Source organism: Streptomyces sp. NPDC001822 (assembly GCF_042892135.1).
GTDB lineage: Bacteria > Actinomycetota > Actinomycetes > Streptomycetales > Streptomycetaceae > Streptomyces.
This window is the reverse complement of the sequence record NZ_JBIATW010000007.1, coordinates 339,718-357,922: the sequence shown is the minus strand read 5'-3', so window position 1 is coordinate 357,922 and position 18,205 is coordinate 339,718. Positions and strand designations below refer to the sequence as shown.

Sequence of the window (18,205 nt, the reverse complement as noted above, 5' to 3'; positions counted from 1 at the left end):
CGAAATCTCAAGTCCTCCCGCGATTTCCGGCCCCCCGGCATTCCGGCACCCCCCATACGGCACCGGTATGACACACGACGAAACGTCCGCTTAACGAACACGGCACTTCCGGCAACGGACGACTTCCGGCCATTGTGTTGACGCGGTCCTGACACGCGCCCGTTTCTGCTGGCACTCTTCCCCCGTTCCGCGCACCGCCTGCTCTGCCGGTCGGCTCACCCAGTCGGCCGTGACCCCCCTCGCAGAAGGAGTCCGCGTGAGACCCACGCCCAGCCGTCGTGCCACCGCGACCGGCGCTCTGATAGCCGCAGCAGCCCTCCTCGCCGTCGGAATGCAGGGCGGTGCCGCAACGGCCGCCCCCGAAGGCGCCTCCGCGGCCCCGGCCGCCGCTGTGAAGGGCGCCGACCCCGGCGCGCTGCCCGCGAAGCTCTCCCCCGCCGAGCGGGCCGAACTGCTCCGGGAGGCCAACGCCACCAAGGCGGCCACCGCCAAGGAGCTCGGCCTCGGGTCGACGGAGAAGCTCGTGGTCCGGGACGTCGTCAAGGATGTCGACGGCACCACCCACACCCGCTACGAGCGCACGCTCGACGGGCTCCCGGTCCTCGGCGGCGACCTCGTCGTCGCCGAGTCCAAGGCGGGGAGGACCGAGAGCGTCACCAAGGCGTCGAAGGCGACCGGAGCACAGCTCAAGGCCGTCGGCACCGCGGCGGACGTCGCGCCGGCCGCCGCCGAGAAGCAGGCTCTGACCGCGGCCAGGGCGGACGGCTCGAAGAGCACCGAGGCGAGCAAGGCCCCGCGCAAGGTCGTCTGGGCGGCGAACGGCACCCCGCAGCTCGCGTACGAGACCGTCGTCGGCGGCCTCCAGCACGACGGCACGCCCAACGAGCTGCACGTCATCACCGACGCCTCCTCGGGCGCCAAGCTGTTCGAGTGGCAGGCCATCGAGACCGGCACGGGCAACACGCAGTACAGCGGCACGGTCACGCTGGGGACCTCGGGCTCCGGCAGCTCGTACAACCTGACCGACACGGGGCGCGGCAACCACCGGACGAACAACCTGAACCGCGGCACGTCCGGCACCGGGACCCTGTTCTCCGGCACCGACGACGTCTGGGGCAACGGCAGCGCGTCCAACGCGGAGACGGCCGCCGCCGACGCGCACTACGGCGCGGCGGAGACGTGGGACTTCTACAAGAACGTCATGGGGCGCAGCGGCATCCGGGGTGACGGAGTCGGCGCGTACTCCCGTGTGCACTACGGCAACAGCTACGTCAACGCCTTCTGGGACGACAGCTGCTTCTGCATGACGTACGGCGACGGCAGCGGCAACCTCTCGCCGCTCACCTCGCTGGACGTCGCGGCCCACGAGATGACGCACGGCGTCACCTCCAACACCGCGGGTCTCAACTACAGCGGCGAGTCGGGCGGCCTCAACGAGGCCACCTCCGACATCTTCGCGGCGGGTGTGGAGTTCTACTCCAACACCTCGACGGACCCGGGCGACTACCTCGTCGGCGAGAAGATCAACATCAACGGCGACGGCACGCCGCTGCGTTACATGGACAAGCCGAGCAAGGACGGGGCGTCCAAGGACTCCTGGTACTCGGGCCTCGGCTCGATCGACGTCCACTACTCCTCGGGCCCGGCGAACCACTTCTTCTACCTGCTGTCCGAGGGCAGCGGCGCGAAGACGGTGAACGGGGTGTCCTACAACTCCCCGACGTCGGACGGGCTTCCGGTGACCGGCATCGGCCGGGACAAGGCGCTCCAGATCTGGTTCAAGGCGCTCACCACGAAGTTCACCTCCACCACGAACTACGCGGCGGCCCGCACGGGCACCCTGGCCGTGGCCACCGAGCTGTACGGCGCCACCAGCGCCGAGTACACCGCGGTCGCCAACGCCTGGGCCGGCATCAACGTGGGCTCGCGCCCCGGCGGCGGCGACCCCGACCCGGGTGGCAAGGTCTTCCAGAACACGACCGCGAAGGCCCTCGCCGACCGCAGCACCACCAACATCCCGGTCGTCGTCACCGGCCTCACCGGCAACGCGCCGAGCACCCTGTCGGTGGCGGTCAACATCACGCACACCTACCGCGGCGACCTCGTCCTCGACCTGGTGGCCCCGGACGGCACGGCGTACCGGCTGAAGAACTCCTCGTCCAGTGACTCCGCGGACAACGTGGTGGCGACCTACACGGTCAACGCCTCGTCCGAGGCGGCCAACGGCACCTGGAACCTCAGGATCCAGGACGCCTACACGGGCGACACCGGCACCTTCAACAGCGTCAAGCTGACCTTCTGAGCACCGCCCGGGGGCGCCTGAGAAGGCGTCCCCGGGACGGCGCGCAGGACTTCCGACGGCCCCGGGGAAGCACGCTTCCCCGGGGCCGTCCCGCGCTCAGTCGGGGATGTTCTGCTCGGCCCAGACCACCTTGCCGGTCGCCGTGCGGCACGAACCCCAGCTCCGGCACAGCAGGTTGATGAGCTGAAGTCCCCGGCCGCCCTCGTCGCTGACGTCGGCGTGCTGGATCTGCGGCAGGTCGGGCCCGGTGTCGGCGAGCTCCACCACGAGCCGCTCGTCCCGCAGCAGCCGGAGCCGGCCGGGCCCGCCGCCGTACCGCAGGGCGTTGCCCACCAGCTCGCTGACGACCAGTTCCGTCACGTCCGCGAGATCGGCGAGACCCCACAGGGCGAGCTGCTCGGTGACGAGCTTGCGCGCCGTGGAGGCGGGGTTCCCCTCCGTGGGCAGGTCCCACTCCCGCAGCCGGACGTCGGCCGGCAGCTCATGGCCCCCCGCGACGAGCAGCACCGCCTCGTCGAAGCGGCCGTCGTCCGGCCGGGGGCAGGTCAACGGTTTTCCGGAGTCGAGGAGTTCGGGCGGCATCACCGCGACGGACGTGCGGAGCGTCTCCAGCTGCACGTCCACGTCGTCGGTCCGCGTCTTGATCAGCCCGTCGGTGTAGAGCACCAGCCGCGCGCCGACCGGGCCGCGCAGCCGCAGCGGGTCGTACGGGATGACGCCCGCCCCCAGCGGCGCCCCGACGGGCACGTCGACGTAGCGGGCGGTACCGCCGGCGTCCACCAGCAGGGGCGGCGGATGCCCCGCGCTCGCGATCGTGTAGCTGGAGTCCGCCGGGTCGTACACGGCGCACAGGCAGGTGGCGACCTGGTCGTCCTCCAGGTCGCGGGTGGCGAGGTCGAGCCGGGCCAGCACCCTGTCGGGCGCGATGTCCAGGGTCATGAGGGTGCGGGCGACCGTCCGCAGCCGGCCCATGGTCGCGGCGGCGGGCAGACCGTGGCCGGTGACGTCACCGACGACCAGGGCCGTGCGGCCTCCGGGCAGTGCCACGACGTCGTACCAGTCGCCGCCCACCCCGTGCGCGTCGACGGCCGGCGCGTAGTGGGCGTGCACCCGCAGACCCGGTGTGCGCGGGGTGGCACGCGGGAGCAGGGAGCGCTGGAGCGAGACGACGTGCTCGCGTTCCCGCCCGTAGAGCCGCGCGTTGTCTATGAAGACGGCGGCCATGGAGGCCAGCTGACCGGCCAGGTCCAGGTCCGCGCGGTTGAAGGGCGGGCTGTCCCCGGCGCGCACGAAGTCCGCGGAGCCCAGCAGGACACCGCGCGCGGTCAGGGGCACGGCCATGTAGCTGTGGACTCCCTGGCGCCGCATGGCCACCGCGGCGCTCGCGGTGGGGGTGACGCGCTCGTAGTCCAGCGGAGTCATCCGGCTGACCAGCACGGGCCTGCCGTTGCGCAGGCACTCGGTGGTGAGCAGCGTCTCCCGGCGCTCCCTGCGGTCGACCACCTCACCCACGGGAGAGGGTTCGAGCCCCTTGAGCGAGTCGATGGCCCGGACCGCCATGGCTCGGGTGACGGGGACCGCCGCGCCGGTCACGCGCTCGCCCTCCTCGCCGCGCAGCACGGACTCCAGCAGGTCGACGGCGGCTCCGTCGGCCAGCCTCGGGACGCTGTACGCGGCCAGCTCCTCGGCCGTCCGCTCCAGGTCGAGGCTCGTGCCGATCCGGGTGCTCGCCGCGTTGAGCCAGCGCATCCGTACCGCGGAGGTGAAGCGGTCACCGCGCAGGGCCCCTGGTTCGGACTGGCGTATGTGCAGCCGCCGGGAGACACCTCCCTTCGCGGCCGGCCGACGGGTCAGGCGTCTCGCTCGGCCTCCGCCGCCGTTCACCGTGCTGACCTCCACTCGCGTCCGGGGGAACGCCTCGCTCGTCACGTCGGTGGTTGCTGGGCAGCACCGGCAGGGCTGTCATGTTAGCGAGATCACGGCGAAAAAACCCCTGCCGGTCGTCTACGGGGCCACCGGGCACGGCGGTGGGCCCGGCGCCGCACGCGCGCGCCGGGCCCACCGCAGCGGGGGACGTCAGCGCAGGAGCACCCCTCCGCCGTCGCCCGTGGACGCGTTCGGCACCGCGACGAGACCGAGCTCGGCCCCCGAGGCGAGCAGCCGGTGCGAGGGCAGGACACGCACGGTGTATCCGTACGGGCCGGTGCGGTCGAGGGCGAGCGGACCCTCGTAGAGCCAGCGGTCCTCCAGGTCGTGACCGCCCGCCGGCTTCAGCGGATACGTCCGGGCCTCGGCGATCGCGTCACCGGAGTCGACACGCCCGGCGACGACCTGCACCTCCACGTCGTCCGGGTCGAGACCGCCCAGGGCGACCCGGACCCGGAGTGCCAGGGTGGAACCGAGCTCCGCCGAGTCGCCGACGACCGTGTCCGCCGTGGCCTCCACGTGGTCGACCGCGACCTGCGGCCAGGCCGCGCGGACCCTGGACTTCCAGGCGGCGAGCTCCCGGGCGGCGGCAGGCTCCAGTGCCCGGCGGGCCCGGGCGGCGGGGGCGTAGAGCCGCTCCACGTAGTCCCGCACCATGCGTCCCGCGAGGACCTTGGGCCCCAGGGTGACCAGCGTGCTGCGGACCATCTCGATCCACCGCTCGGGCAGGTCCTCGGCGTTGCGGTCGTAGAAGCGCGGGGCGACGCGGTCCTCGATGAGCGCGTAGAGGGCGTTGGCCTCCAGCTCGTCGCGCCGCTCCTCCCCGGTGGCGGAGCCGTCGGCGGTGGGGATGTCCCAGCCGAAGTCGGGACCGAACCACTCGTCCCACCAGCCGTCGCGCACGGACAGGTTCAGGCAGCCGTTCAGCGCCGCCTTCATCCCGCTGGTCCCGCAGGCCTCCAGGGGGCGCAGCGGGTTGTTGAGCCAGACGTCGCAGCCCGGGTAGAGCTTCTGTGCCATGGCCATGCCGTAGTCCGGCAGGAAGACGATGCGGTGGCGCACGCGCGGGTCGTCGGCGAAACGCACCAGCTCCTGGATCAGCCGCTTGCCGCCGTCGTCGGCGGGGTGGGCCTTGCCGGCGACGACGATCTGGATCGGGCGCGTCGGGTGGAGCAGGAGCTCCCTCAGCCGGTCACGGTCGTGGAGCATGAGCGTGAGGCGCTTGTACGAGGGCACCCGGCGGGCGAAGCCGATGGTGAGCACGTCGGGATCGAGCACGTCGTCGATCCAGCCGAGCTCGGCCGCGCCCGCGCCGCGCCCGCGCCACGAGGCGTGGAGCCGCTTGCGCACCTCGGTGACGAGCTGCTCGCGCAGATCCCTGCGCAGGTCCCAGATCTCCCGGTCGGGGGCGGCCGTCACCGCCTCCAGGGGCCCGGGTGAGCCGGCCCGGCCGCCGCTGGTGCCGTCCGCCGCGCCGGCGTCGGCTGACGCGTTCTCCGCGCCACCGGAACCGGAGGTGCCGGCTCCGAGCCGCAGGACCGCGGGGGCGACCCACGTCGGCGCGTGCACGCCGTTGGTGACCGAGGTGATCGGCACCTCGGAGGGGTCGAATCCCGGCCACAGCCCGGAGAACATCTCCCGGCTGACGGCTCCGTGCAGGGTGGAGACGCCGTTGGCGCGCTGCGCCAGCCGCAGTCCCATCACCGCCATGTTGAAGAGACCGGGCTCGCCGCCCTCGTAGGTCTCCATGCCGAGGCGCAGGACCTTGTCCACGGAGACCCCGGGCAGTTCGCCGTCGTCCCCGAAGTGGCGGGCCACGAGCTGGCGGTCGAAGCGGTCTATCCCGGCGGGTACCGGGGTGTGCGTGGTGAAGACCGCGCCGGCCCGCACGACCTCGATGGCCGCGTCGAAGTCCAGTCCGGTCTCGGAGAGTTCCCTGATCCGCTCCAGACCGAGGAATCCGGCGTGGCCCTCATTGGTGTGGAACACCTCGGGAGCCGCGTGCCCGGTCAGCCGGCAGTAGGTGCGCACCGCGCGCACCCCGCCGATGCCCAGCAGCATCTCCTGCAGCAGCCGGTGGTCGCTGCCGCCGCCGTAGAGCCGGTCGGTGACGTCACGCTCGCCCGGTGCGTTCTCCTCGACGTCGGAGTCCAGGAGCAGCAGGGGCACGCGGCCCACCCGGGCCTGCCAGACGCAGGCGTACAGCGAGCGGCCGCCGGGCAGTGCGAGCACCACCCGGCTGGGAGTGCCGTCGGTCTCCCGCAGGAGGGTGAGCGGCAGCTCGTTGGGGTCGAGGACGGGGTAGTGCTCCTGCTGCCAGCCGTCCCGGGACAGGCTCTGGCGGAAGTAGCCGTGCCGGTAGAGCAGGCCGACCCCGATGAGGGGTACGCCCAGGTCGCTGGCGGCCTTCAGGTGGTCGCCGGCCAGGATGCCGAGCCCGCCGGAGTACTGCGGCAGGGCGGCGGTCACCCCGAACTCGGGCGAGAAGTAGGCGACGGCCGCGGGGAGCTCCGCGCCCTGGGAGAGCTGGTCCTGATACCACCTCGGGCCGCCGAGGTACTCCTTCAGGTCCTCGGACACCTCGGCGAGGCGGTCCAGGAAGTGCTGGTCCCCGGCCAGCTCGGCGAGCCGGGCGGCGGAGACGGCACCGAGCAGCCGGACGGGGTCGGCGTCCGCGGGCCGCCACCCCTCGGGGTCGGCCGCCCGGAACAGCTCTTGGGTGTCGGTGTGCCAGGACCAGCGCAGGTTGCGGGCGAGGTCGCTGAGCGGTCGCAGGGGTTCGGGGAGGACGGGACGCACGGTGAATCGACGAATGGCCTTCACGTATCCCACCTTTACAGGGGACGTACGGATCCGAGGGGACGCACGACGGTGGACGCCCTCTCCGTCACCCTCGACGGTAGCGGTGGGCCGCCGTGCGCGACCACGGCGCGCGGACGGCTCAGTGGGCCACGGCGGCCCGGCGCGCCCGCCCCCGTCCCCGGCGTTGCACGGCACGCGCCTTCCCCCTGGCGTCGCTGACGCCACATCCACCACCCGGGCCCCGCGTGTTCCCTCGCCCCCGGCCGTCCCATGGGCCAGATGCGCCAGTTGCGTACCCATCTGTCACGGGCGATATGGCTGATTTCCCCACCGCACGCGGACTTGTGGCACCCCGCACCACAGGGAAGGCTTCGGAGGTGCCCGCGAAACCGCCGGATGACCGGCGTGCGGACATGAGCGTGTGCGCCGGTTGCACCCAGGAGTTAACACACCGCCGGGTTGGCCGCCCGAGAACGGTGGGAAGGCTCCCCCGGTAACAGTCCCGCGCTGCACACCCCAGGTGCCCCGGTCGGAGCCCGAATCCCCCGCGCACCTGCCATTCGAGTGCCATTCGAGTGAACGCGGACAGGAGCGGCCATGCCCACAGCCCGCCAGCCGACGACCGAGCAGCTACAAAGGACGCAACCCCACCATCGCGGCGCGCGCGGTCAGCCCTTCACGCCCACGTCGCGCACCGTGCATGCCGAGCTCCGACCCCCAGGTGATTCCATGATCGGTCGCATTCCCGTCCTGGACGTGACTCCGCTCGTCGACTGCGGCAGACGGCCGGCCAAAGCCGTCGCGGGCGAGACCTTCCAGGTCAGCGCCACAGTCTTCCGCGAGGGCCACGACGCGGTGGCCGCCAACGTCGTCCTGTGCGACGCGAACGGACGGCCCGGCCCCTGGACCCGGATGCGCGAGCTCGCCCCCGGCACCGACCGCTGGGGCGCCGACGTCACCCCCGACTCCGAGGGGGCCTGGACGTACACCGTCGAGGCGTGGAGCGACCCCGTCACCACGTGGCGGACGGCCGCGCGGATCAAGATCCCCGCGGACATCGACACCGCTCTCGTGTTCGCGGAGGGGGCCGAGCTCTACGCACGCGCCGCCGAGGGCGTGCCGAAGAAGGACGGCCGCGAGGCCGTGCTGGCCGCGGTCGACGCGCTCCGCGACACCGGCCGCCCCGCCGCCGCCCGGCTCGCCGCCGCGCTGGCCCCCGAGGTGGACGACGCGCTCGGCCGCCACCCCCTGCGCGAGCTGGTCACCGCCTCCCGGCCGCTGCCGCTGACCGTCGAGCGGCGGCGTGCCCTGTACGGCTCCTGGTACGAGCTGTTCCCCCGCTCGGAGGGCGCCCGGCTGGAGCCGGTGGCGCCCGCGAAGCCGGCGCGGAAGCCGCGGGCCACGAAGACCGCGAAGACGGCCGCCGCCACGCGGAAGAAGGTTTCCGCAGTCACCGCGGAGGTCGCCGCGCCTGCCACCAGGCTGGTCAGCGGCACGTTCCGCACCGCAGCCGAGCGGCTTCCCGCCGTGGCCGCGATGGGGTTCGACGTCGTCTACCTCCCGCCGGTCCATCCGATCGGCACCACCCACCGCAAGGGCCCCAACAACACCCTCACCCCCGGTGCCGACGACCCCGGGGTGCCCTGGGCGATCGGTTCGGCCGACGGCGGTCACGACGCGGTGCACCCGGACCTCGGGACGCTGGAGGACTTCGACCACTTCGTGGCGACGGCACGCACCCTGCGGATGGAGGTCGCGCTGGACTTCGCGCTCCAGTGCTCCCCGGACCACCCGTGGGTGACGGAACACCCGGAGTGGTTCCACCACCGCCCGGACGGCTCGATCGCGTACGCCGAGAACCCGCCGAAGAAGTACCAGGACATCTATCCCATCGCGTTCGACAAGGACATGAGCGGGATCGTGCGCGAGACCGTGCGCATCCTGCGGTTCTGGATGGACCACGGCGTACGGATCTTCCGTGTCGACAACCCGCACACCAAGCCGGTCGTCTTCTGGGAGAAGGTGATCGCCGACGTCAACCGCACCGACCCGGACGTGATCTTCCTGGCAGAGGCCTTCACCCGCCCGGCGATGATGCGCGCGCTGGCCTCGGTCGGCTTCCAGCAGTCGTACACCTACTTCACCTGGCGTAACACGAAGGACGAACTCACCGAGTACGTCAGGGAGCTGTCGGGCGAGAGTTCCTCGTACATGCGCCCCAACTTCTTCGTGAACACGCCCGACATTCTTCCCGGTTACCTCCAGGACGGGGGCCGCCCCGCCTTCGAGGCCCGGGCCGTGCTGGCCGCGACGCTGTCCCCCTCCTGGGGCGTGTACGCGGGCTTCGAGCTGTGCGAGAACACCCCGGCGCACCCCGGGAGCGAGGAGTACCACGACTCGGAGAAATACCAACTCAGGCCCAGGGACTGGGAGTCGGCGGAACGTGAGGGCCGCTCGCTCGCCCCCCTGATCACCTCCCTCAACCGGGTCCGGCGTCGCCATCCGGCACTCCAGCAACTGCGCGACGTGCACTTCCACTCCGTCGACAACGACGCCCTGATCGCCTACAGCAAGCGGTCGGGCCCGGACGTCGTCCTCGTGGTCGTGAACCTCGACCCTCACCACACCCAGGAGGCCACGGTCTCGTTGGACATGCCGCGTCTCGGCCTCGACTGGCACGAGAGCGTGCCGGTGCGCGACGAGCTCACCGGCGACACCTATCACTGGGGCAGGGCCTTCTATGTGCGTCTCGAGCCGGGTGTGACACCCGCGCACATCGTCGCCCTGCGACCGTCCCCGCCGACCGGAGGGTCACCCACGCCATGATCGTCAATGAGCCCGTCCACGACCTGTTCGAGGACACTCCCGCCAAGGACCGCGACCCCGACTGGTTCAAGCGCGCCGTCTTCTACGAGGTACTCGTCCGCTCGTTCCAGGACTCCAACGGGGACGGCGTCGGTGACCTCAAGGGCCTCACCGCCAAGCTGGACTACCTGCAGTGGCTGGGCGTCGACTGCCTGTGGCTGCCGCCGTTCTTCAAGTCCCCGCTGCGAGACGGTGGTTACGACGTCTCCGACTACACCGCCGTGCTTCCGGAGTTCGGCGACCTCGCCGACTTCGTGGAGTTCGTCGACGCCGCGCACCAGCGCGGCATGCGCGTGATCATCGACTTCGTCATGAACCACACGAGCGACCAGCACGACTGGTTCCAGCAGTCGCGGACCGATCCGGACGGACCGTACGGCGACTACTACGTCTGGGCGGACGACGACAAGCAGTTCCCGGACGCGCGGATCATCTTCGTCGACACGGAGACGTCCAACTGGACCTTCGACCCGGTGCGCAAGCAGTACTACTGGCACCGGTTCTTCTCGCACCAGCCCGATCTCAACTACGAGAACCCGGCGGTGCAGGAGGAGATCATCTCGGCGCTGCGCTTCTGGCTGGACCTGGGCATCGACGGCTTCCGCGTGGACGCCGTCCCCTACCTCTACCAGCGCGAGGGCACCAACTGCGAGAACCTCCCGGAGACCCACGACTTCCTCAAGCGGGTCCGCAAGGAGATCGACGCCAACTACCCGGACACGGTGCTGCTGGCCGAGGCCAACCAGTGGCCCGAGGACGTCGTCGACTACTTCGGCGACTACACCGGGGGCGGCGACGAGTGCCACATGGCGTTCCACTTCCCGGTGATGCCACGGATCTTCATGGCCGTCAGGCGGGAGAGCCGCTACCCGGTCTCGGAAATCCTCGCGAAGACGCCCGAGATCCCGTCCGGGTGCCAGTGGGGCATCTTCCTGCGCAACCACGACGAGCTCACGCTCGAGATGGTGACGGACGAAGAGCGCGACTACATGTACGCGGAGTACGCCAAGGACCCGCGGATGCGCGCCAACATCGGCATCCGCCGCCGGCTCGCCCCGCTCCTGGACAACGACCGCAACCAGATCGAGCTGTTCACGGCGCTGCTGCTGTCCCTGCCCGGTTCCCCGATCCTCTACTACGGGGACGAGATCGGGATGGGCGACAACATCTGGCTGGGCGACCGGGACGCCGTGCGCACCCCGATGCAGTGGACGCCGGACCGCAACGCGGGCTTCTCGTCCAGCGACCCGGGGCGGCTCTACCTCCCCACGATCATGGACCCGGTCTACGGCTACCAGGTCACCAACGTCGAGGCGTCCATGGCCTCGCCGTCGTCGCTGCTGCACTGGACGCGGCGGATGATCGAGATCCGCAAGCAGAACCCCGCGTTCGGCCTCGGCTCGTACAACGAGCTGCCGTCGTCGAACCCCGCGGTGATCGCGTTCACGCGTGAGTACAAGGACGATCTCGTCATGTGCGTCCACAACTTCTCGCGGTTCGCACAGCCGACGGAACTCGATCTGCGGGCCTTCGACGGGCGTCATCCGGTGGAGCTGATCGGCGGGGTGCGCTTCCCGGCCGTCGGCCAGTGGCCCTACCTGCTGACACTCGCGGGCCACGGTTTCTACTGGTTCCGCATGCGCAAGGACGCCCCGGTCGGCTGACCGCCGACGACGGGCGGCTGACGGCGCCCCGGCCCCGGGGCGCCACCCGCGGGGCGGTTTCCACCGCCCCGCACGGGGCACTCTCCCCCATATCGAGCTCTCCGGGCTCCATCCGGCCCCTGGGGCCGATCGATCGAGTCCGTACGGACTTTCCTCACCCGACACGTCCCGCACAGTCGGACAGCCATTGCCGCAATCCGGGACACTCTTCGCATCCTGTGGTGTGCCCGGGGAAAGGACGCGATGCCATGTCGGAGGCTGCATCCACTCGAGTCGCCCTGGCGAAGAGCACAACATCGAGAAAGACGACAAGACGACACCCGGCGAGTACGGGCACGACCGCCCTGCTGCCGTCCCTCGCGCCGCTCCTCCACGAGTGGGTGCCCCGGCAGCGGTGGTTCGCGGGCAAGGGACAGCCCGTCACCGGGTTCTCGCTGGTGGCCGCGACGGAGATACTGCCGCTGGACACGGCGGGCACGGGACCCGGGCTGCTGCACCTGCTCGTCCGGGTCCACCAGCCGGGCGCCCGGCCCGCTCAGGCGCAGGGAGACTGCTACCAGCTGCTGCTCGGTGTGCGCACGGCCCTGCCCCAACGGCTGGCCGGGGCGCGCATCGGCCGGGTCACCGAAGGGCCGCTGGCCGGGCGGACCCTGTACGAAGGACTGCACGACCCGCGCGTCGCCGACCTTCTGCTGGAACGATTCCGTAACCCCGGATCCCTCGGCCCGCTCCGCTTCGACCGGGCCGAGCCGGTCCCGGCGGGACTCACCCCGCGTGTCCTGGACACCGAGCAGTCCAACTCCTCGCTCGTGTACGGCGACGCGCTCATCCTGAAGATCTTCCGCCGGGTGTTCCCGGGCACGAACCCCGATCTGGAGCTGCCGCTCGCTCTCGGCCGCGAGGGCTGCGGCCGGGTCCCGGCGCCGGTCGCCTGGTTCGAGGCGGCCACCGGGCCGGAGCCGCTCACGCTCGGGGTGCTGCAGCCGTTCCTGCGCGGCGCGCAGGACGGGTGGCAGCTCGCGCTCGCGGCCCTGGCGGCCGGACGGGACTTCGTGTCCGAGGCACACGCGCTCGGCCGGGCCACCGCCGAGGTCCACACGGCTCTCGCGTCCGCCCTGCCGACGCCTCCGCTGGCGCACGACCGGACCCGGCACCTGGTGGCCGGGATGGTGGAGCGGCTGGAGGCCGCCGCTCAGGCGGTGCCGGCCCTCGTCCCGTACGTACCGGGCCTGCGGACCGCGTTCGACGCCGTCGCGGCGCTCGGGGACGAGGGCCGCGGCTGGGCCGCGCAGCGGGTCCACGGCGATCTGCACCTCGGTCAGACGCTGCGGGGCGAGGACGGTTTCTGGTCGCTGATCGACTTCGAGGGCGAGCCGGCCAGACCACTGCCCGAGCGCCGCAGTCCGCAGCCGACGGTGCGCGACGTCGCGGGGATGCTCCGCTCCTTCGACTACGCGGCCCGCTCCCACCACCCCTGGAACCCGGAGTGGGCGGCGCGCTGCCGCACCGCCTACTGCGAGGGCTACGCCCGCGCGGCCGGCGCGGATCCGCGCGCCGAGCCGGAACTGCTGCGCGCCCACGAGACCGACAAGGCGGTGTACGAGGTGCTCTACGAGGCCCGGCACCGTCCCGACTGGCTGCCCGTCCCGATGGCCGCCATCCAGCGCTTGGCCGCCGCGCCGGCGTGAACTCCCCTACCCCCGTTTCCCCTTCGAGTCATCCGAGGAGGCAGTCCCTGTGACCGCCCGCAAGCCGTCCCGCAAGTCGCCCGAGCCCATCGAGGCCCCGCCCGCGGCAAAGCCGGTGACCACCGAGGTCACGGCGGCCGCCCCCGCCGATCCCCCCGCCCCGGCCGCGGAGGCCGCCGCGGCACCGGCCCCGGTCAAGCGCGCCCGTGCCAAGCGGACCCCCGCGGCCGCCGGCACCCCGCCGCGTCCGCGTCGCGGCGGGGGCAGCAAGAACGCGCTGCCCGCCACCACCCTGGACGACGCGGACCGCGGCCGGCTGCTCGCCGGTGAGCACCACGCCCCGCACGCCGTCCTGGGCGCGCATCCGGTCACCGGCGGGGTGCTCTTCCGGGCCCTGCGGCCCTTCGCCCGCACGGTGGCCGTGCTGGCCGGGGGGAAGCGTGCCGAGCTGCAGAGCGACGGTGACGGCTTCTTCTCCGGGGTCCTCCCGATGCCCGCGGTGCCGGACGCCTACCGGCTGGAGGTCGCGTACGACGACAACACGATCGAGGTCGACGACCCGTACCGCTTCCTGCCCGCGATCGGCGAACTGGACCTCCACCTGATCGGTGAGGGGCGGCACGAGGAGCTCTGGAAGGCGCTCGGGTCCGCGCCCATGGAGCACCAGGGCGCCCAGGGCACCCGCTTCACGGTCTGGGCGCCGAACGCCCGGGGGGTCCGCGTCACGGGCGACTTCAACTACTGGGACGGCACCGCCTTCCCCATGCGCTCGCTCGGTTCCTCCGGCATCTGGGAGCTGTTCCTCCCGGGCGTGGGCGAGGGCGCGGCCTACAAGTACGACATCTGCCGCCCCGACGGGTCGCACACCCAGCGGGCCGACCCGATGGCCCGGCACACCGAGGTGCCGCCGGCCACCGCCTCGGTGGTCACGGCGTCCCACCACGAGTGGCAGGACGCCGACTGGATGGCGCACCGGGGCGACCGCCCCGTCCACGAGGCGCCGTTCTCCGTGTACGAGGTCCACCTGCCGTCCTGGCGACCAGGCCTGACGTATCGACAGCTCGCGTCCCAACTCCCGGCGTACGTCCGCGAGCTGGGCTTCACGCACGTCGAGCTGATGCCGGTGTCGGAGCACCCGTTCGGCGGCTCGTGGGGCTACCAGGTCACGGGCTTCTTCGCCCCGACGTCCCGGATGGGCACCCCCGACGACTTCCGCTTCCTCGTCGACGCGCTGCACGCGGCGGGCATCGGGGTCCTCATGGACTGGGTGCCGGCGCACTTCCCGCGCGACGACTGGGCACTCGCGGAGTTCGACGGCCGGCCGCTGTACGAGCACTCCGACCCGCGGCGGGCGGCGCACCCCGACTGGGGCACCCTGGAGTTCGACTACGGCCGGACGGAGGTCCGCAACTTCCTGGTCGCCAACGCCACGTACTGGTGCGAGGAGTTCCACATCGACGGCCTGCGCGTGGACGCGGTGGCCTCGATGCTCTACCTCGACTACTCCCGCGAGGACGGCCAGTGGTCGCCGAACGAGTTCGGGGGCCGGGAGAACCTCGACGCGGTGGCCTTCCTCCAGGAAATGAACGCGACGGTCTACCGCCGCAACCCCGGTGTCGTCACGATCGCCGAGGAGTCGACCGCCTGGGAGGGCGTCACCCGCGCCACCGACCACGGCGGTCTCGGTTTCGGGCTCAAGTGGAACATGGGCTGGATGCACGACTCCCTGGTCTACGTCTCCAAGGAACCGGTGCACCGCAAGTACCACCACAACGAGATGACGTTCTCGATGGTGTACGCCTACAGCGAGAACTACGTGCTGCCGATCTCGCACGACGAGGTCGTGCACGGCAAGCAGGCACTGGTCAGCAAGATGCCCGGGGACTGGTGGCAGCAGCGGGCGAACCACCGCGCCTACCTCGGCTTCATGTGGGCGCACCCCGGCAAGCAACTCCTCTTCATGGGCCAGGAGTTCGCACAGGGAGCGGAGTGGTCCGAGGGGCACGGACCCGACTGGTGGCTGCTCGACGAGACGTACGAGGCATCCGGTGACCACCGCGGCGTACGCACCCTCGTGGGCGACCTGAACGCCGTGTACGGCGCGCTGCCCGCGCTGTGGCAGCGCGACACCGATCCGGCGGGCTTCTCCTGGATCGACGGCGGCGCGGCGGAGGACAACGCGTTCTCCTTCGTGCGCTACGACGCCGACGGCTCGCCGCTGATCGCCGTCTCCCACTTCTCCCCGGTGGTGCGGCACGACTACCGCATCGGCGTACCGGACGGCCCCGAGGCATGGGTGGAGATCATCAACACCGACGCGGCCCGCTACGGCGGAAGCAACGTGCGCAACGAGGAGCCGCTGAAGCCGGAGGCGGTGCCGGCGCACGGCCGGGACACCAGCATCACGCTGACGCTCCCGCCGCTGGCGACCATCTGGCTGCGGCCGGCCTGAGGTCCGCACGAGGGGGCGGCGCACGGGACAACCGGCGCGCCGCCCCCTCGGCGTCCTGCGGGGGTGGAACCCGCCCACAGGTGTCAGACTCCTGCCGGGAGCACGTCCTCCAGCTCCTGGAGCAGGCGGCGCTTCGGCCGGGCGCCGACCATCGACCTCACCGGCTCACCGTCCTGGAACACCATGAGGGTCGGCATCGACAGCACCGCGTAGCGGGACGCGGTCCCGGGGTTGTGGTCCACGTCGATCCGGACGACCTTGAGGCGGTCCGCCTCCTCCCGGGCGATCGCACCGAGCACCGGGGCCAGTTGACGGCAGGGGCCGCACCAGTCCGCCGTGAACTCGACCAGGACCGGCAGGCCCGCCTCCAGTACCTCGGCGCCGAACGTCGCGTCCGTGACCTCGGCGACACCCTCTGCGTGGATCATCCCTCGTCCTTCCGGTTCAGTTCGCATCGTGGTTCGGGGCCGCCCGGCATTTCGGCGGAGGCCGCCAGTTCGGCCCGGGTGAGCTGGGCGTCCACTTCCGCCCGGACCGCACTCAACTGGTCGATGAGTGCGTCCAGTTCGCCGAGTTTGCGCCGGTAGACCGCCAGCGACGCGGGGCACGCGTCGCCCGCCGGGTGACCGGCGCGCAGGCAGTCGACGAAGGGGCGGGTCTCCTCCAGGTCGAACCCGAAGTCCTGCAGGGTCCGGATCTGCTCGATCAGGCGCAGATCGCCCTCGTCGTACGTGCGGTAGCCGTTCCCGGCGCGGCGGGCGGGCAGCAGCCCGCGCGACTCGTAGTAGCGCAGGGTCCGTGTCGTCGTCCCGGCTCGTTCGGCCAGTTCCCCGATTCGCATACCGCGACCGTAATCCTTGACGTCGGCGTCAAGGCAAGAGCCGACGGGGCGACGGGGCGACGGGGCGACGGGCCAGCCTTCGGGAAGTAAAGCGGCCGGGACCATTGACGACCGGCCCGGGTGCATCTAAATAACACTGAGAGCGCTCTCAGAATCCTTCCCGGCACGTCCCCACCGGAGGTTCACTTGCATACGAGCCGCACCGTCCCCCACAGACGCACATCCCTCCTCGCCCTCCTCACCGCCCTGGCACTCACCCTCGCCGGAGTGATCACCGTCGCCGGTTCCGGGTCCGCCCGCGGCGACGTGCCCTCCACTCCCGGCTGGGACCTGAAGTGGAGCGACGACTTCAACGGCGCGAACCGCAGCCTGCCGTCGTCGGCGAACTGGCAGATCGACACGGGCCACGGCTATCCCGGCGGTCCGGGAAACTGGGGCACTGGAGAGATCCAGAACTACACCGCCAGCCCCGACAACGTCAGCCTCGACGGCAGCGGCAACCTCCGCATCACACCGCTGCGCGACAACGCGGGCAACTGGACCTCGGGCCGCATCGAGACCAAGCGGGCCGACTTCAAGGCGCCGGCCGGCGGCACCCTGCGCATCGAGGGCCGCGTCCAGATGCCGAACGTCACCGGCAACGCCGCCCTTGGTTACTGGCCCGCCTTCTGGGCCCTCGGTTCGCCCTACCGGGGCAACTACTGGAACTGGCCGGGCATCGGCGAGTTCGACATCATGGAGAACGTCAACGGCATCAACTCCGTCTGGGGCGTGCTGCACTGCGGGGTGAACCCGGGCGGCCCCTGCAACGAGACGACCGGCCTCGCCAACAACCGGGCCTGCCCGGGGTCCAGCTGCCAGTCGGCGTTCCACACCTACCGCTTCGAGTGGGACCGCGCCGTCAGCCCCAACGCACTGCGCTGGTACGTCGACGACCAGCTCTTCCACAGCCTCACGCAGAACCAGTTCGACGCCGCGACGTGGTCGAACATGACGGACCACGCCGGGTACTTCCTGCTGCTGAACCTCGCGATCGGCGGCGCCTTCCCGAACGCGCTCGGCGGCTCCACCCCGACCGCCGAGACGGTGCCGGGCCGGCCCATGCTGGTCGACTACGTCGGCGTCTGGACCAAGGGCGGCGGCGGGACCACCGACCCGCCCACCGATCCCCCCACCGACCCGCCGACCGGTTCCTCCACCCTCGCCCTGCGCACCGGCGGCGGCCTCGGCGCGGCCCAGTCCTCCGCCTCGTCCGTGACGGTCGCCTCCGCGGGTGGCGGCAACTACGACGGCACCCCGCACAGCCCGCAGACGTTCACGGCCACCGGCCTCACGCGGGCGTACGACGGCGGCTCGACCCAGTTCGACGTCTTCGCCGACTCGGGCACCACTGTCGCCAACGGGCAGCAGGTGCGAGTGAGTTACGACCGCACCGGTGACGGGACCTGGGACCGCACGGAGACGTACAACTACTTCGCCACCGATCCCGTCAGCGGATACGAGCACTACACCCAGTCCAAGGGGCTCAAGTCCTCGACCGGAAGCCACGGCAACCTGTCCAACGGGACGGTGAAGGTCGAGGTCTGGAACGCCATCGGCAACGGCACGAGCGCCGTGGGGATCGGCAACCAGTCGGTCGTCCACATCCCGTACGGCTGATGGCTC

Annotated in this window: 10 protein-coding genes; 6 read left to right on the top strand and 4 right to left on the bottom strand. The window is 71.5% G+C overall.

What is annotated here, in order from left to right:
• Positions 1-256 precede the first annotated feature (256 nt).
• On the top strand, positions 257-2,302 hold the full coding sequence (locus ACFYY2_RS19340) for a M4 family metallopeptidase (protein WP_388744207.1): 2,046 nt from the start codon (positions 257-259) through the stop codon (positions 2,300-2,302).
• 96 nt (positions 2,303-2,398) lie between these two features.
• Here the strand turns inward: ACFYY2_RS19340 and ACFYY2_RS19335 are convergent, their stop codons facing one another.
• Together ACFYY2_RS19335 and glgP are read right to left on the bottom strand one after the other, a co-directional pair.
• Positions 2,399-4,186 (bottom strand): SpoIIE family protein phosphatase, encoded by a 1,788-nt coding sequence (locus tag ACFYY2_RS19335; RefSeq protein WP_388744347.1) that lies wholly within the window; start codon positions 4,184-4,186, stop codon positions 2,399-2,401.
• 192 nt (positions 4,187-4,378) lie between these two features.
• Positions 4,379-7,051 (bottom strand): alpha-glucan family phosphorylase, encoded by a 2,673-nt coding sequence (gene glgP, locus ACFYY2_RS19330; protein WP_388744204.1) that lies wholly within the window; start codon positions 7,049-7,051, stop codon positions 4,379-4,381.
• A gap of 708 nt (positions 7,052-7,759) precedes the next feature.
• On the opposite strand from glgP, the gene ACFYY2_RS19325 reads away from it, so the two are divergent.
• From ACFYY2_RS19325 to glgB, 4 genes are all read left to right on the top strand, one after another.
• The gene (locus tag ACFYY2_RS19325; protein ID WP_388744201.1) at positions 7,760-9,856 is read left to right on the top strand and encodes an alpha-1,4-glucan--maltose-1-phosphate maltosyltransferase; all 2,097 of its coding nucleotides are present in this window, start codon (positions 7,760-7,762) and stop codon (positions 9,854-9,856) included.
• Positions 9,853-11,559 (top strand): maltose alpha-D-glucosyltransferase, encoded by a 1,707-nt coding sequence (gene treS / locus ACFYY2_RS19320; protein ID WP_329040719.1) that lies wholly within the window; start codon positions 9,853-9,855, stop codon positions 11,557-11,559. The genes ACFYY2_RS19325 and treS overlap by 4 nt, the downstream gene beginning before the upstream one ends.
• 248 nt (positions 11,560-11,807) lie before the next feature.
• Positions 11,808-13,247: a maltokinase gene (locus ACFYY2_RS19315; protein WP_388744198.1), complete on the top strand. Its 1,440-nt coding sequence runs from the start codon at positions 11,808-11,810 to the stop codon at positions 13,245-13,247.
• Between the two features lie 49 nt (positions 13,248-13,296).
• Positions 13,297-15,699, top strand: a complete 2,403-nt coding sequence (glgB, locus tag ACFYY2_RS19310; RefSeq protein WP_388744195.1) for a 1,4-alpha-glucan branching enzyme — start codon at positions 13,297-13,299, stop codon at positions 15,697-15,699.
• 83 nt (positions 15,700-15,782) lie between these two features.
• Here the strand turns inward: glgB and trxA are convergent, their stop codons facing one another.
• Positions 15,783-16,127 carry a thioredoxin gene (gene trxA / locus ACFYY2_RS19305; RefSeq protein ID WP_388744192.1) on the bottom strand — a complete coding sequence of 115 codons (345 nt, stop codon included), beginning with the start codon at positions 16,125-16,127 and terminating at the stop codon, positions 15,783-15,785.
• Entirely contained in the window at positions 16,124-16,540 is a 417-nt protein-coding gene (locus tag ACFYY2_RS19300; RefSeq protein WP_388744188.1) for a MerR family transcriptional regulator, read from the bottom strand. The genes trxA and ACFYY2_RS19300 overlap by 4 nt, the downstream gene beginning before the upstream one ends.
• Before the next feature lie 186 nt (positions 16,541-16,726).
• Here ACFYY2_RS19300 and ACFYY2_RS19295 point away from each other — a divergent pair, with 186 nt between their 5' ends.
• Entirely contained in the window at positions 16,727-18,199 is a 1,473-nt protein-coding gene (locus tag ACFYY2_RS19295; protein WP_388744185.1) for a glycoside hydrolase family 16 protein, read from the top strand.
• Positions 18,200-18,205 lie beyond the last annotated feature (6 nt).

Bases quoted from the DNA above. Each gene is read 5' to 3' on its own strand.
- ACFYY2_RS19300 (WP_388744188.1), bottom strand. From the start codon at position 16,540: ATGCGAATCGGGGAACTGGCCGAACGAGCCGGGACGACGACACGGACC.
- ACFYY2_RS19325 (WP_388744201.1), top strand. From the start codon at position 7,760: ATGATCGGTCGCATTCCCGTCCTGGACGTGACTCCGCTCGTCGACTGC.
- ACFYY2_RS19315 (WP_388744198.1), top strand. From the start codon at position 11,808: ATGTCGGAGGCTGCATCCACTCGAGTCGCCCTGGCGAAGAGCACAACA.
- trxA (WP_388744192.1), bottom strand. From the start codon at position 16,127: ATGATCCACGCAGAGGGTGTCGCCGAGGTCACGGACGCGACGTTCGGC.
- treS (WP_329040719.1), top strand. From the start codon at position 9,853: ATGATCGTCAATGAGCCCGTCCACGACCTGTTCGAGGACACTCCCGCC.